This window comes from Nocardioides marmoraquaticus, from assembly GCF_054777915.1.
In genome coordinates this window covers 1-14,285 of the sequence record NZ_BAAHAA010000020.1, presented here as the reverse complement: position 1 = coordinate 14,285, position 14,285 = coordinate 1, and the positions used below count along the sequence as shown (strand labels likewise).

The window sequence follows — 14,285 nt, the reverse complement described above, 5'->3', positions numbered from 1 at the left end:
CCTGAGGCGGTGCCGTTGCGTCGCGTCCTCCTGCTGGTGGCGATGCTGCTCGCCCTGGGCGCCACCGCCTCCACCTCGGCGGCGCCCACCTCCGACGCCGTGCGCTTCGCCGCGGTGGGCGACTTCGGGGCCTCCGCCAACACCGCCTCGGTGCTCAACGGGATCAACGCCCAGGGCTCCGACCTCACGGTCGCCCTCGGCGACTTCTCCTACGGCACCACCGGCGCCGAGGAGACGTGGTGCGACTTCGTGAAGTCCCGGCTCGGGGCCAAGCACCCGTTCGAGCTCATCTCCGGCAACCACGAGAGCAACGGGCTCAACGGCAACGTCAACGACTTCTCCGCCTGCCTGCCCAACCAGCTGCCCGGCCTCGTGGGCACCTACGGCCGGCAGTACTACGTCGACGTGCCCCAGGAGCGGCCGCTCGTCCGCTTCCTGCTGGCCTCGCCCGGCCTGACCTACCCGACCCAGGGCGGCGGCCAGGCGCAGTGGACCTACCCAGCGGGCTCCGCCCGCTACCAGTGGGTTGCGCAGACCATCGACCAGGCGCGGGCCCAGGGCATCCCCTGGGTCGTCGTCGGCATCCACAAGCCGTGCCTGAGCGTCGGCGTCTACCCGTGCGAGTCGGGCGCCGACCTCAACGCCCTGCTGGTCGAGAAGAGGGTCGACCTGGTGCTCAGCGGTCACGAGCACCTCTACCAACGCTCGAAGCAGCTCGGACTCTCCGCCGGGTGTGCCTCGCTCGCGGTCGGGTCCTTCAACCCGCAGTGCGTCGTCGACGCCGACGACAACATGACCAAGGGGGCCGGCACGGTCTTCGCCACCATCGGTACCGGCGGGGTCGGTCTGAGGGACGTCAACGCCGCCGATCCTGAGGCCGGCTACTTCGCGGCGCTCTCGGGCGCCAACCAGCAGCCCAGCTACGGGTTCGGTGACGTCTCGTTGACTCGTAAGCGGCTGGCGCTGCGGTTCGTTCCGGGTTCCGGCACCTTCTCCGACGCCTTCGCGATCACCGTGGACGACACGCCACCACCGCCCAACCAGGACCCGTCGGCGTCCTTCACCGCTGACGTCCGGGACCTGACGGCGACCTTCGACGCGACAGGCTCACGAGACCCCGACGGCGCGGTCGTGTCCTACGCATGGGACTTCGGCGACGGCACCTCCGGCAGCGGCGCCACGGCGACACGAACCTATGCCACTCCCGGGAGCCGCACGGTGCGGCTCACGGTCACCGACGATGACGGGGCGAGCGCGACGACGACCCGCGAGGTCGTGGTCACGAGCCCCCCGCCGGCATCCCTGCTCGCCCGCGACGCCTTCGAGCGACAGGTCGGCGGCGGGTGGGGGTTGGCCGACGTCGGGGGTGCGTGGACGGTCTCGGGCGGGGGGGCGACCCGCTTCCGTGTCACGGACGGCGCGGGCACCCTGCAGGTCCCGAGCTCGACGAGCCTGGTGGCCGACCTGGGATCCGCGCGCAGCAGCTCGACCCGGGTCGACACCGAGTTCTCGGTCGACAAGCTCGCCGAGGGCACCTACGTCGCGGTCGTGGGTCGCCGCACGTCGGCCTCGGGCTACTACGCCGGTCGGCTCGCGCTGAAGGCCAACGGGCAGGGCACGCTCTACCTCGTCCGCGGCTCGTCGGTGAGCCTCGGCAGCGTCGTGCCCGGATTCGCCTTCGCCCCGGGCGTGCGCTACCGACTCGCCGTGCAGGTCACCGGCACCAGTCCGACCACGGTGTCGGCCAAGGTCTGGCGGGCCAGCGACCCCGAGCCGAGTGCGTGGCAGCGCACCGGCACCGACAGCGGCACCGGGCTGCAGGAGGCGGGCACTCCCGGAGTCTTCTCCTACCTGCCGGGTGCTGCGTCCGCCTCGGCGCCCGTCACGGTCTCCTTCCACGACCTGACCGTCACCGACCCGCGCTGACGGAGCGCCCGTGTACCTCAGCGAGCGTCCCCAGGTGGTGGCGAGCGCCCACGACGCCGGTGGTCGGTGGCGCGGTCGCCGCGTGGCTCCGGCGGTGGTGCTCCTCGGAACCGTGAGCCTGCTGACGGACGTCTCGAGCGAGGCCACCGCCGCCGTGCTCCCGCTCTTCCTCACCCTGGGGCTCGGGCTGTCGCCCCTGGCCTACGGCCTCGTCGACGGCGTCTACCAGGGCGCGTCGGTGCTGGCACGGGTCGCCGGCGGTGTCGTCGCCGACCGTTCCGACCGCCCCAAGTGGGTGGCTGTGCTCGGCTACGCCACCTCGGCCGCAGCCAGGACGGTGCTGCTCGTGACCACGGGCGCCGCGGCGGTGGCCGCCGTGCTGGGCGTCGACCGCGTGGGCAAGGGGCTGCGCACTGCGCCGCGCGACGCGCTCATCGTCGCGGCGAGCGACCCGAGGCGGCTGGGGGAGGCGTTCGGGGTGCACCGGGCCCTCGACACCACGGGCGCGGTGCTCGGCCCGCTGGTGGCCTTCGGGGTGCTGCTGGTGGTGCCGCAGGGCTACCGCGCCGTCTTCGTGGTCAGCCTGGCGGCCGCCGTCCTCGGACTGGCGGTCCTCGTGCTCCTGGTGCCCGACCTGCGACCGTCACGGGCCGCCGCGGTCCGTGGTGCCGTCGCCGCGCGGCCCTCGTTGGGCCTGCTCCGTCGTGGACCGCTCGGTCGGGTCGTCGCGGCGGCCGGGCTGCTGTCGCTGCTGGGCATCGGCGACGGGTTCCTGTTCCTCGCCCTGCAGCAGCGCAGCGACCTGGCCCTCGAGCTGTTCCCGCTGCTGTTCGCCGGCGTCAACGTGGTCTACCTCGTGCTGGCCGTGCCGCTGGGTCGGCTCGCCGACCACGTCGGACGGCTCCGGCTGCTGGTGCTCGCCCACCTGCTGCTCGCAGCGGCGTACGCCGTCGCCGCGGTCCCGGGCGGCCCGCCGGTGCTGGCGGTACTGGGATGCCTGCTGCTGCTCGGGGCGTTCTACGCGGCCACCGACGGGGTGCTCGCGGCGGCCGCGGCCGGCACCGTCCCGGCCGGCTCCCGCGCCACGGCGATCGCGACCGCGCAGTCGGTGGTCGCCCTCGGTCGCGGGGTCGCGTCGATCGGCTTCGGCTGGCTGTGGCTGTGGAGCGGCCCGGTCGTCGCGCTCGCAGTGCTCTCGCTCGGGGTGCTGGCGGCGCTCCCGGTGGCGTGGTTCGTCGCGCGTCCCCTGAGCAGCCCGGCATGAGCACGCGCTCCCGTCTCGGCGTGCTCGGTCTCGTCGTCGCGGTCGTCCTCGGTGCCACCGCCTGGTACCTCCTGCGCGCACGGGAGGACGCCGTACGACCACCAGGGGCGCCCGCTCGAGGGCTCGCGGTGGTGTCGCCGGGCTCGCTCGCCGGTGCGCCCCGGATCGTCTTCCGCAGCACCGCCCCCGACGCCACCTACGGCCAGGTCGCCGCCGTCGCCCTCGACGACCCCGACGGACCCCGCGGCTTCGTCGGACCCACCTGCGACCGGGTCGCCCAGACCGGCGAGACGATGGTCTGCCTGCGAGCGACGACGGGCATCACGTCGGCCCACGTCGCCGAGGTCCGTCGGCCCGACGGCTCGAGCCGCGAGGTCCGCCGGCCCGGGGTGCCGAGCAGGGCACGCGTGTCGCCAGGCGGGACGGCCTGGGCGAGCACGGCCTTCGTCGCAGGTGACTCCTACGCGACAGCCGGCTTCTCGACCCGCACCTTCATCACCGGGACCAGTCGAGGCGAGGGCCTGCACGTCGAGGACTTCGCGCTCCGGCACCAGGGACGGACCATCACGCCGGTCGACCGGAACTTCTGGGGGGTCAGCTTCGTCGACGACGACCGCTTCTACGTCACCGCGTCCTTCGGTGGTCGACCCTGGCTCGCCCGGGGCAGCGTCGCCGACCGGTCGGTCGAGACGATCGGGGTCCAGGGCGAGTGCCCGTCCGTCTCGCCCGACGGCACCCGGGTCGCGCACAAGCTGCGCCGCTCCGACGGAGGCTGGGCGATCAGGGTCATCGACCTCCGCAGCGGCGACCTGGTCGACCTGCCCGGCGAGCGCAGCGTCGACGACCAGGTCGCCTGGCTCGACGACAGCTCCCTGCTGTACGCCCTGCCGCGCCAGGGCAGCGAGGCCGGACAGTCCGACGTCTGGGTGGCCGCCGCCGACGGGTCCTCGTCGGCGCGGGTCCTCATCGAGCAGGCGTCGTCCCCGAGCGTCGTCGGCGTCGCAGCCACCCCTGATTAGCCTCGCGGACACCCCGCCGCTAGTATTTTGGTCGTTGCCCAGGCGGTACGTCAGCCGGGCACCCGGGGCTGTGGCGCAGCTGGTAGCGCATTTGCATGGCATGCAAAGGGTCAGGGGTTCGAGTCCCCTCAGCTCCACCGGACATCACGAAGGCCACCGCGACAGCGGTGGCCTTCGTCGTTCCCGGGCGCCGGGCGCAGCTGGTATCGGCAGCGCCTTCTCTGGGCGATGGCATGCAAAGGGTCAGGGGTTCGAGTCCCCTCAGCTCCACCGGACATCACGAAGGCCACCGCGAGAGCGGTGGCCGTCGTCGTACGGTGACCCCGTGCTCGTCATCGCCTCGGTCCTCGCCGTCGTGGCCGCTCTCGTCCACGTCTACATCTTCGTCCTCGAGGTGCTGCAGTGGGAGCAGCCGTCGACCAGGCGGGTGTTCGGCACCACCGAGGAGACGGCCCGGATCACCGCGCCGATGGCCCTGAACCAGGGGTTCTACAACCTCTTCCTCGCGTTCGGGGCCGTGGCGGGCGTCGTCGCCCTCGGCATCGACCGGTCGGTCGGCGCCTCGCTGATCGTGCTCAGCGTCGGCTCGATGCTCGGGGCCGCACTGGTGCTGGTCGTCAGCGACCGCAGCAAGGCACGCCCCGCGGCCATCCAGGGCGGCGCTCCGGCGGTGGCGCTGCTCTGCCTCGCCATCGGTCTCGTCTAGAGCGGGCGGGCGCCACCGGGTCTCGAACCTCAAGCAGCGCGGTGCTGCGCTGTCACCAGGTGACAGCGGAGCACCGCGCTCATGTCTGGCGGCGGGGCTGCGACGAGGCTTCGCGGCCCTTCGAGACGGTTGCTGCGCAACCTCCTCAGGGAGCAGTGGGACGGGTGCTGCGCGACCCCTTGAGGGAGCAGTGCGCCCGGCTCCGCCCGGTGGCCTAGGTTGGGCCCGTGGCACTGAGCGACGCGGACGTCGAGGGCGTCCTGGAGCACATGAACGCCGACCACGCCGACGGGAGCCTGGCGATCGTGCGGGCGTACGGCTACCCCGCGGCGACCGGGGCGGAGATGACGGGTGTCGACGACCACGGCGGCACCTGGCACGTGGTCGACGCGGGCGGGGCGGAGGCGATGCTGCGGGTGACCTGGCCGGGCGGGCCGGTCGACGGCACCGACGGCGTGCGTCGTGAGGTCGTCGCGCTGGTGCGCGCCGCCCGTGGCGATGAGTTCAGGTGACCTGGCGGGTCGGACCGGCATGACCAGCACGCACACCCTCGCCGTCGACGGCGCGACCCTGACCTACGACGTGCACGGTGAGCGGCGCGACGGCGAGGTCCCGCTGCTGCTCATCGGCTCGCCGATGGACGCCAGCGGCTTCGGGACCCTGCTGACGCACCTGGGCGACCGCGTCACCGTCACCTACGACCCCCGCAACACCGGACGCAGCACGCGCGACGACCGGACCGCCGGGGTCAGCGCCGAGCAGCACGCCGCCGACCTGCACGCCCTGGTGCAGCACCTCGGGGCGCCGGTCGACGTCTTCGCCAGCAGCGGCGGCGCCGACAACGCGCTCGTGCTGGTCGCCCGTCACCCCGACGACGTCCGGCTGCTGGTGGCCCATGAGCCGCCGATGGCGGGGCTGCTGCCCGACCGGGCAGAGCTGCGCCAGGTGTGCGACGGCGTCGTGGCGGCGTACGACGAGGGCGGCACGGGCCCGGCGATGGCCCGGTTCATCGCGCTGCCGATGCACCGCGGCCCGGTCACGGAGGACTACCTGCGCGCCCCGGTCCCCGACCCGGCGACGTTCGGCCTCCCCACCGACGACGACGGCTCGCGCGACGACGCGATGGTCGCCAACATGCGCGACGGCGGCATCGACCTGGTGCCCGACGTCGAGGCGATCGGCGCTGCACCGACGCGTGTCGTGGTCGGCGTGGGGGAGGAGTCGGGTGGGCCCGACGACGGCGAGGAGCCGGCGCGGGCGGCGTACAGCATCGCCGCGGCGCTGGGCCAGCAGGCCGTCGTGTTCCCCGGCGGCCACGCCGGCTTCCTCGGCGGCGAGTTCGGCCAGACCGGGAAGCCGGCCGAGTTCGCCGCCCGCCTGCGCGAGGTGCTCGCGACCTAGGCGACGACGAAGTCGTCGAGGGTGACGGCGGCGCAGCGCCGTTGGTACTCCTCGACCAGGCCGGGCCAGTTGGTCGCGATGCGGCCGTCGTCCTCGCGGTACCAGCTGTGGCACGACGCCCAGACGCTCTCGCGCAGCCGGCGTTGCACCTCGTCGTCGAAGTCCTGCTCGACCTCGGGCCGTACGTCGGCCGCGCGGGCGCCCGCCGCCTCGAGCTCGCGCAGGACGCGCACGACGACGTCGGCTCCGGCCTCGAGCATGTTGACGATCGAGCTGCCGCCCAGGTTGGTGTTGGGGCCGTAGACGCAGAACAGGTTGGGGAAGTCGGGGACGCAGAGGCCGAGGTAGGCGTGCGCTCCGCCCTTCCAGCGGTCGTGCAGCTCGGCCCCGTCGCGTCCGCGGATCGTCATCGGGGCGAGGAACTCGGTGGCGGCGAACCCGGTGCCCCACACGATGACGTCGGCCTCGTGCACCTGCCCGTCGGCGTCGCGCAGGCCGTGCGGCAGCACCTCGTCGACGGCCGCGGTGACCAGCGAGACGTCGTCGCGGGCCATGGCGGGGTACCACGTGCTGCTGAAGAGCAGCCGCTTGCAGCCCAGGGGGTAGTCGGGCTCGAGCCGGGCGCGCAGCCCGGGGTCGCGCACCTGGGTGCGCAGCGTGAGCCGCCACAGCCGCTCGACGACGGACTTGAGTGCGGTGTCCTCGACGAGCGCGCGGTTGAACGACTCGGTCACCCGCCAGACCAGCTCGCGCTCGGCCGGCTGCAGCAGCCGGTCGAGCCAGGTGCGGCCGCCGTCGGGCTTGGGCACGACGTACGGCGCCGAGCGCTGGAAGACGGTCGTGTGCGCCGCCTCGGGGGCGATGGCCGGCACCACCTGGATCGCGCTGGCGCCGGTGCCGACGACAGCGACCCGCGCGCCGGCGAGGTCGACGTCGTGGCGCCACTCGGCGGTGTGGAACGCCGGCCCCTCGAAGGACTCCAGGCCCGGGAGGCGCGGCACGGCGGGGCGGGAGAGCTGGCCGACCGCGCTGACCAGCACGTCGCACTCGAGCTGCTCGCCGGAGGCCAGGAGGAGCCGCCACGTCGTGGAGTCGTCGGACCAGGACGCCTCGGTGACCTCGACGCCGAACCGGACCAGGTCGTGCACGCCCTCGCGCCGGGCGGTCCGCTCGATGTAGTCGCGGATCTCGGGCTGCCGCGAGTAGCGGTCGGACCAGTGGGGTTGGGGGCGAACGACCACGAGTACAGCGCCGACGGCACGTCGCACGCGGCGCCCGGGTAGGTGTTGGCCTGCCACACCCCGCCGACGCGGTCGGCCTTCTCGAGCACCGTGACGTCGGTGAAGCCCGCCCGCCTCAGCGCGATGGCGGTGCCCAGCCCGCCGAACCCCGCCCCGACCACGACCACGCGACTGCTCGGCATGGCCCGAGGCTAGTGGCTGGGGCTAGCGACGCGCCCGCAGCACGACCGGCACGAGGAGCAGCGACAGCACGCCGCCGCCCAGCGCGAGCACGGAGTACGACGACCCGGCCACGACGAGACCTGACAGCGCGGCCGCCCCGGCCCCGCCGAGGGCGACCAGCACGTCGAGGCTGCCCTGCACGCGACCCCGCTCCTCGGGGGTGGTGGCGTCGACGACGAGGGTGGTGCCGGCGATGAGCCCGATGTTCCAGCCCAGGCCGAGCAGCACCAGCGCCAGCACCAGGCCGACCAGGCCGTCGGCCGGTGCGAGCGCCGCGGTCACCCCGGCCAGCAGCAGCACGACCCCTCCGGCCGCGGCCATCGGCACACGCCCGACGCGGTCGACCAGGGGTCCGGTGACGAGCGACGGCAGGAACATCGCGGCCACGTGCAGCCCGATCACCAGCCCGACGGCCGAGAGCCCGTGGTCGTGCTCGCGCATGTGCACCGGCGTCATCGTCATGATCGCGACCATCGCGACCTGGGTGACGACCATCACCGTCGCGCCGACCGCGAGCCCGGCCCGGGCCCCGGCGGGCACGCCCGCGGCCGAGCCGTCCTCGCGCGGCAGCGAGCGCGCGACGAGGAACGGGTCGGGCCGCAGCAGCGCCACCAGCACCAGGCCCGCAGCGGCGTACGCCGCGCCGGAGAGCAGGAACGGCCCGGTCAGGGGCGGCAGCCCGAGACCGGCGGCGAGGTCGCCCAGGGGGCCGACCAGGTTGGGCCCGGCGACGGCGCCCAGGGTGGTGGCCACGAGCGCCGTGCTGACCGCCGTGCCGCGCTCGGCCGGCAGGGCCAGGTCGGTGCCGGCGTAGCGCGCCTGCAGGTTGGTGGCGGTGCCGGCGCCGTACGGCACCATCGCGGCGAGCGCGAGCCACGCCTGGTCGGTGGCGGCGCCGACGACGACGCCGGCAGCCCCCACGGCACCGACGAGGAAGCCCGCCCCCAAGCCGGTACGACGCCCCAGCCGCTGGGTGGTGCGCCCGACCGCCCACGCGGCGACGGCGGAGCCGAGCGTGATCAGCGCGATCGGCAGGCCGGCGGCCCCGGGGCTGCCGAGCAGGTCGGCCGCGAGCAGCGCGCCGACGGTGATGCCGGCAGCGAGGCCGGCGCCGCCCAGCACCTGGCTGGCGACGACGACCCGCAGCGTGCGGCGCTGCAGCGCCGCACGCGACGTCGCGTCGAGGAGGGTGCTCACTCCCCGCGCTGGTGGCGGTAGGGGTCGTAGCCCAGCGACGGGTCGACGCCGCCGAGCTGCGAGAGCAGCTCGCGGGCGCGCTGCGCGTGCTTGTGCTCGCACAAGAGCTCGTAGCGGGTGGCCACGACCTGGCTGACGGAGGTGAAGTCACGGCGGCCGCGCGTCGCGGCGTAGCCGGCGGCCGACATCACGGCGAAGAACACAGCGCCGAACGCCATGCTCGAGACGATCACCGACAGCGCGCCCGTGGTGGTGAACAGGGCGAAGATCAGGCCGATCAGCAGGCCGACCCAGAGCCCGGAGCCGATGCCGCCGAGGATGACCTTGCCCCAGGTGAGCCGGCCCGTGACCCGCTCCACCTGCCGCAGGTCGGTGCCGACGATGAGGATGTCCTGCACGGTGAAGTCGTGGTCGGCGAGGTGGTCGACCGCGCGCTGGGCCTCGGCGTAGTCGTCGTAGGTGCCGAGCGACTGGGGGAACTCGAGGGTGAGCGGGGAGGTGCGGGAGCGTCCGAGCGGTTGCTGCGTCATGACCCGATCATGCCTGCGACCCCCCAGGGTCGGCGCCGCGCGGTCAGGTGATCGTGAGGCCGCCGTCGACGGCGAGCGTCTGCCCGGTGACGTAGCCGCCGGCGGGGGAGGCGAGGAAGACGGCGGTCGCGGCCAGCTCCCGCGGGTCGCCCTTGCGGCCCGCGGGCACCCGTTGCATCGCCAGGTCGAGGTAGCCGTCGGGGTAGGTGTCGGTCATCTCGGAGGTGAAGAAGCCGGGCGCGATCGCGTTGACGCGGATGCCCTTGCGCCCGGTCCACTGCTGGGCCAGGTCGCGGGTGAGCCCGATGAGCGCGGCCTTGGAGGCGGAGTACGCCGCCTGCGGCAGCCCCGCGGTGGTGAGGCCCAGGACCGAGGAGATGTTGATGATCGACGAGCCGGGCTGCATCACGCGTCCGCACGCCTGCGCCATCCAGTAGCAGCCGTTGAGGTTGACGTCGATGACCTGGCGGAACTGCTCCGGGGTCTCGCGGGTGGCCGGTACGGCGGTGCCGATCCCGGCGTTGTTGACCAGCACGTCGACCCGGCCGAAGGTCTCCACGGCGGCGTCGACCAGCGCCTGGCACGCCTCGGGGGAGGCGACGTCGGTCTCGACCGAGAGTGCGCGCCGACCGGCCGCCTCGACCAGCGCCGCCGTCTCGCCCAGGCGGTCGACCCGGCGCGCACCGAGCGCCACGTCGGCGCCGGCCTCGGCGAACCCCTGGGCGAAGGCGACGCCGAGCCCGGAGGACGCCCCCGTGACGACGACGACCTTGTCGGTCAGCGAGAACAGGTCGGTCAGCGGTGCGCTCATGGCGCGATCATGCCTTGCGCCCGGAGCGGCTCCGCGCCTGCCAGGCCGAGCGCACCATGTCCTCGAGGGAGTGCCGCATCTCCCACTCGAGGTCGCGGCGGGCGGCCTCTCCGGTCGCCACGATCCGGGCCGGGTCGCCGGGACGGCGCGGGGCGACCTCGGGGGTGAAGTCGCGGCCGGTGACGGCGCGGATCGCGGTCATGATTTCGGCGACCGACGAGCCGTCGCCGCTGCCGAGGTTGTAGACGGGCTCGAGCTCCTCGCCCGCGGCGAGGCGCTGGGCTGCCACCACGTGGGAGTGCGCGAGGTCGGCGACGTGGACGTAGTCGCGCACGCAGGTGCCGTCGGGGGTGTCGTAGTCGTCGCCGTTGATGCGGGGGGTGCGTCCGGCGAGCAGCATCTCGAAGACGATCGGGAAGAGGTTGTGCGGGCTGGTGTCGTAGAGGTCGTCGCTGCCCGAGCCGACGACGTTGAAGTAGCGCAGCGACGTGTGGCGCAGCCCCGTGGCGCGGGCCTGGTCGCGGATCAGCCACTCGCCGACCAGCTTGCTCTCGCCGTACGGCGACTCCGGTCGCGTCGGCGTCTGCTCGGTGACCAGGTCGGTGTCGGGGGTGCCGAACGTGGCCGCGCTGGAGGAGAACACCACCGCCCCGACGCCGGTGCGGGCCATCGCGTCGAGCAGGCTCACGGTGCCGGTGACGTTCTGGGTGTAGGTGTGCAGCGGGCGCTCGACCGAGACCCCGGCGTACTTGAAGCCCGCGAGGTGCACCACACCCTCGACGTCGTGCTCCTCGAGGGCCGCGGCGACCCGGTCGGTGTCGACGATGCTCGCCTCGACGAGCGGCGCGTCGCCGACGAACTCGCGGTGGCCGCTGGAGAGGTCGTCGAGCACCACGACGTCGATGCCCTGCTCGCGGAACGCCCGCGCCACGTGCGAGCCGATGTAGCCCGCTCCTCCGGTCACCATCCAGCTCATGGGCCCACCCTCTCACCCGCGGGGTGCCCGTGACGTACGGCGCGTCGGGGGTACGGTGCGTGACGGTTGAGGTGGCTCAACCGTCACACGGGACACACCGCAGGAGGCCCGCGCATGATGATCGTCCAGGCGGCCGAGGAGCAGCTCCGGCTCGACGTGAACTGGATCGACTACCTCATCGTCGGACTCTACTTCGCCTTCGTGCTCGGCATCGGCTTCGCGGCCCGGCGCGCGGTGAGCAGCAGCCTCGACTTCTTCCTCTCGGGGCGCTCGCTGCCGGCCTGGGTGACCGGTCTCGCGTTCGTCGCGGCCAACCTCGGTGCGGTCGAGATCATCGGCATGTCGGCCAACGGGGCGCAGTTCGGCATCCCGACGGTGCACTACTTCTGGGTCGGCGCCGTGCCGGCGATGCTGTTCCTCGGCATCGTGATGATGCCCTTCTACTACGGCTCCAAGGTGCGCTCGGTGCCGGAGTTCATGCGCCGTCGCTTCGGCACCGGCGCCCACCTCGTCAACGCGCTCAGCTTCGCGCTGGCCCAGCTGCTGATCGCCGGCGTCAACCTGTTCCTGCTGGCCACGGTGGTCGAGGTGATCCTCGGCTGGCCGCTGTGGGTCTCGCTCCTCGTCGCCGCGGCGATCGTGCTGTCGTACACCACCCTCGGCGGGCTGTCGGCCGCCATCTACAACGAGGTGCTGCAGTTCTTCGTCATCGTCGCCGCGCTGCTGCCGCTGACCCTGGTCGGCCTGCACGTGGTGGGGGGCTGGGACGGCCTGAAGGCCCGCGTCGCCGAGAGCACCGGGGGCTCGGCTCAGCTGTCGTCGTGGCCGGGCACGGCGCTGACCGGCTTCGACAGCCCGTTCTGGTCGGTCGTCGGCATCGTCTTCGGTCTCGGCTTCGTGCTGTCCTTCGGCTACTGGACGACCAACTTCGTCGAGGTGCAGCGGGCGATGGCCTCGAAGTCGATGGCCTCCGCGCAGAGCACGCCCATCATCGGCGCCTTCCCGAAGATGTTCGTGCCGTTCATCGTCATCTTCCCGGGCATGATCGCTGCGGTCCTGGTCAACGAGATCTCCGAGCCCAAGAACTCGGGCGGCACGCCCGACTACAACAACGCGTTGATCTACCTGATCCGCGACCTGCTGCCCAACGGCATGCTGGGCCTGGCGATCGCGGGCCTGATGGCGTCGTTCATGGCCGGCATGGCCGCCAACATCTCGGCCTTCAACACGGTCTTCTCCTACGACCTGTGGGAGACCTACGTGGTGAAGGACCGCGAGGACGCCTACTACCTGCGCACCGGCCGGATCGCGACCTGCGTCGCGACGGTGGTGGCCATCGGCACCGCGCTGTTCGCCTCGCAGTACTCCAACATCATGGACTACCTGCAGACGCTCTTCGGCTTCTTCAACGCCCCGCTCTTCGCCACCTTCATCCTCGGCATGTTCTGGAAGCGGATGACGGCGACGGCCGGCTGGGTGGGCCTCGTCTCGGGCACCCTGGCGGCGGTGCTCGTGGCGGTGCTGAGCGACGGCACCCTCGGCGTGCTGTCGATCGGGGTGCTCCCGCTGTCGGGCCAGGGCGCGAGCTTCGCGGCCGCCGGCGCGGCCTTCGTGGTCGACATCGTCGTCAGCGTCGCGGTCACCCTGGTCACCGCGCCGAAGCCCGAGAGCGAGCTGCGTGGTCTCGTCTACTCGTTGACCCCCAAGGCAGACTTCCACGACGACACCGACGTCGACCTGTCGTGGTACCAGAAGCCCACCACGCTGGCCGGCATCGGTGCGGTCACCGTGATCGTCCTCAACGTCCTCTTCTGGTGAGGGAGCAGCCATGAGCGAGCAGAAGAAGTCGGCCGGCGCGTTCGACATCCGCAACTTCATCGGCCTGCTGCTGGGCCTGTACGGCGTCATCCTCGTCGGCGCGCAGTTCCTCGACTCCGAAGAGGCGCTGGCGAAAGCCGACGGCCTCCGCGTGAACCTCTGGACCGGGATCGCCCTGCTGGTGACGGCCGCGATCTTCTTCACCTGGGCTCGGCTGCGCCCGCTGGTGGTCACAGGTGGCGACCGTCCCGAGGACATGAACCCCGGGCACTGAGCCGTGCTCGAGTCGCTCCCGCCGGCGCGCCGCCGGCTGCTCGTGGTCGCGGTCGGCGCCGTCGTCCTCGCCGTGGTGGTGGGCGTCGTGCTGGCCGTCACCGGTGGGGACGGGCCCGAGGTCGTTCAGGCCGAGCCGGGCCCGGTCGTGCTGGTGCCCGGCTACGGCGGCGGCCCCGACTCCGTCGAGCCGCTGCGCCAGGTGCTCGCCGCCGCCGGCCGCGACGTCGCGGTGGTCGACACCCCGGGTGACGGCACCGGCGACCTCCGCGAGCAGGCCGAGGTGGTGGCCGACGTCGTCGACGACGCCCTCGAGCGGTACGACGCCTCGTCGGTCGACGTCGTTGGCTACTCCGCCGGCGGCGTGGCCACCCGGTGGTACGTCCGCGAGCTCGGGGGCGACGCCGTCGTACGCCGCGTGCTCACGCTGGGCTCTCCACACCACGGCACCGACAACGTGACGGCAGCGCTGCAGGCTGCGGGCTCGTGCCCGGAGGCCTGCGAGCAGCTGGCGCCCGACAGTGACCTGCTGCGACGGCTCAACGCCGGCGACGAGACGCCCTCGGGGCCGCTGTGGGCGACCCTGCGCACGGCCGACGACGACGTGGTCGTGCCGGTCGACAGCGCGGTGCTCGACGGCGCCGTCAACGTGCTGGCGCAGGACGTGTGCCCCGGGGTCACCGCCACCCACGGCGACCTGCCCGCAGCGGCGGCGACCAGGGCCATGCTCGCCGCCACCCTTGGCGTCCCCGAGCCGTCGGCGCCGACGAGCTGCCCGGGCTGAGCCGCCGGGCTTGCGCTAGCTGTAGTTCCTCGTGACGTTGTGAACGCGGTCGGCTGGGGTGAGGCCTCCGATGCCAGTGTGGGGTCGGTGGTGATTGTAGAAGTGGACCCAGTCGGC

15 protein-coding genes, 1 tRNA gene and 1 pseudogene are annotated in these 14,285 nt (G+C 73.1%); 10 read left to right on the top strand and 7 right to left on the bottom strand.

What is annotated here, in order from left to right:
* Nucleotides 1–9 precede the first annotated feature (9 nt).
* From ACYU8I_RS14385 to ACYU8I_RS14355, 7 genes are all read left to right on the top strand, one after another.
* A complete protein-coding gene (locus tag ACYU8I_RS14385) occupies nt 10–1,926 on the top strand; it encodes a PKD domain-containing protein (RefSeq protein ID WP_460842035.1) in 1,917 nt (638 codons plus the stop codon).
* A 112-nt stretch (nt 1,927–2,038) separates the two neighbouring features.
* Nucleotides 2,039–3,190, top strand: coding sequence for an MFS transporter (locus ACYU8I_RS14380; protein ID WP_460842034.1), 1,152 nt, complete (start codon nt 2,039–2,041; stop codon nt 3,188–3,190).
* Nucleotides 3,187–4,209, top strand: coding sequence for a TolB-like translocation protein (locus ACYU8I_RS14375; protein WP_460842032.1), 1,023 nt, complete (start codon nt 3,187–3,189; stop codon nt 4,207–4,209). The genes ACYU8I_RS14380 and ACYU8I_RS14375 overlap by 4 nt, the downstream gene beginning before the upstream one ends.
* Before the next feature lie 64 nt (nt 4,210–4,273).
* A tRNA-Ala gene (locus ACYU8I_RS14370) sits at nt 4,274–4,346 on the top strand.
* A 188-nt stretch (nt 4,347–4,534) separates the two neighbouring features.
* Entirely contained in the window at nt 4,535–4,915 is a 381-nt protein-coding gene (locus ACYU8I_RS14365) for a DUF1304 domain-containing protein (protein WP_460842030.1), read from the top strand.
* A 227-nt stretch (nt 4,916–5,142) separates the two neighbouring features.
* Complete coding sequence (locus tag ACYU8I_RS14360; protein WP_460842028.1) at nt 5,143–5,427, top strand: DUF2470 domain-containing protein; 285 nt, start codon at nt 5,143–5,145, stop codon at nt 5,425–5,427.
* A gap of 19 nt (nt 5,428–5,446) precedes the next feature.
* On the top strand, nt 5,447–6,316 hold the full coding sequence (locus ACYU8I_RS14355; protein WP_460842026.1) for an alpha/beta fold hydrolase: 870 nt from the start codon (nt 5,447–5,449) through the stop codon (nt 6,314–6,316).
* Here the strand turns inward: ACYU8I_RS14355 and ACYU8I_RS14350 are convergent.
* The 6 genes and pseudogenes from ACYU8I_RS14350 to galE all read right to left on the bottom strand — a co-directional run bounded on the left by ACYU8I_RS14350 (nt 6,313) and on the right by galE (nt 11,293).
* Nucleotides 6,313–7,557, bottom strand: coding sequence for a flavin-containing monooxygenase (locus ACYU8I_RS14350; protein WP_460842024.1), 1,245 nt, complete (start codon nt 7,555–7,557; stop codon nt 6,313–6,315). The genes ACYU8I_RS14355 and ACYU8I_RS14350 overlap by 4 nt on opposite strands.
* 44 nt (nt 7,558–7,601) lie before the next feature.
* Nucleotides 7,602–7,676 (bottom strand): annotated as a pseudogene (locus ACYU8I_RS14345) (hypothetical protein); the annotation flags it as partial.
* 85 nt (nt 7,677–7,761) lie between these two features.
* Nucleotides 7,762–8,976, bottom strand: coding sequence for an MFS transporter (locus ACYU8I_RS14340; RefSeq protein WP_460842022.1), 1,215 nt, complete (start codon nt 8,974–8,976; stop codon nt 7,762–7,764).
* Nucleotides 8,973–9,506 carry a YflT domain-containing protein gene (locus ACYU8I_RS14335; RefSeq protein WP_460842021.1) on the bottom strand — a complete coding sequence of 178 codons (534 nt, stop codon included), beginning with the start codon at nt 9,504–9,506 and terminating at the stop codon, nt 8,973–8,975. Before ACYU8I_RS14335 ends, ACYU8I_RS14340 begins: the two co-directional genes overlap by 4 nt.
* 43 nt (nt 9,507–9,549) lie before the next feature.
* Nucleotides 9,550–10,317: an SDR family NAD(P)-dependent oxidoreductase gene (locus tag ACYU8I_RS14330; protein WP_460842019.1), complete on the bottom strand. Its 768-nt coding sequence runs from the start codon at nt 10,315–10,317 to the stop codon at nt 9,550–9,552.
* Nucleotides 10,318–10,324: 7 nt separating this feature from the next.
* Nucleotides 10,325–11,293 (bottom strand): UDP-glucose 4-epimerase GalE, encoded by a 969-nt coding sequence (gene galE / locus ACYU8I_RS14325; RefSeq protein ID WP_460842016.1) that lies wholly within the window; start codon nt 11,291–11,293, stop codon nt 10,325–10,327.
* A gap of 117 nt (nt 11,294–11,410) precedes the next feature.
* Between galE and ACYU8I_RS14320 the strand changes: the two genes are divergently transcribed.
* From ACYU8I_RS14320 to ACYU8I_RS14310, 3 genes are read left to right on the top strand one after another with little or no spacing between them, the layout of a single operon-like run.
* Nucleotides 11,411–13,111, top strand: a complete 1,701-nt coding sequence (locus ACYU8I_RS14320) for a sodium:solute symporter family protein (protein WP_460842143.1) — start codon at nt 11,411–11,413, stop codon at nt 13,109–13,111.
* 10 nt (nt 13,112–13,121) lie between these two features.
* Nucleotides 13,122–13,385: a hypothetical protein gene (locus ACYU8I_RS14315; protein WP_460842014.1), complete on the top strand. Its 264-nt coding sequence runs from the start codon at nt 13,122–13,124 to the stop codon at nt 13,383–13,385.
* Between the two features lie 3 nt (nt 13,386–13,388).
* Complete coding sequence (locus ACYU8I_RS14310; protein WP_460842011.1) at nt 13,389–14,168, top strand: esterase/lipase family protein; 780 nt, start codon at nt 13,389–13,391, stop codon at nt 14,166–14,168.
* A gap of 15 nt (nt 14,169–14,183) precedes the next feature.
* On the opposite strand, the gene ACYU8I_RS14305 is transcribed toward ACYU8I_RS14310, so the two are convergent.
* Nucleotides 14,184–14,285: integrase core domain-containing protein (locus ACYU8I_RS14305; protein ID WP_460842141.1), on the bottom strand; the 102-nt coding region annotated here is incomplete at its 5' end.

Coding starts and splice junctions, on each gene's coding strand:
- ACYU8I_RS14355 (WP_460842026.1), top strand. CDS start 5,447: ATGACCAGCACGCACACCCTCGCCGTCGACGGCGCGACCCTGACCTAC.
- ACYU8I_RS14335 (WP_460842021.1), bottom strand. CDS start 9,506: ATGACGCAGCAACCGCTCGGACGCTCCCGCACCTCCCCGCTCACCCTC.
- ACYU8I_RS14315 (WP_460842014.1), top strand. CDS start 13,122: ATGAGCGAGCAGAAGAAGTCGGCCGGCGCGTTCGACATCCGCAACTTC.
- ACYU8I_RS14375 (WP_460842032.1), top strand. CDS start 3,187: ATGAGCACGCGCTCCCGTCTCGGCGTGCTCGGTCTCGTCGTCGCGGTC.
- galE (WP_460842016.1), bottom strand. CDS start 11,293: ATGAGCTGGATGGTGACCGGAGGAGCGGGCTACATCGGCTCGCACGTG.
- ACYU8I_RS14320 (WP_460842143.1), top strand. CDS start 11,411: ATGATCGTCCAGGCGGCCGAGGAGCAGCTCCGGCTCGACGTGAACTGG.
- ACYU8I_RS14330 (WP_460842019.1), bottom strand. CDS start 10,317: ATGAGCGCACCGCTGACCGACCTGTTCTCGCTGACCGACAAGGTCGTC.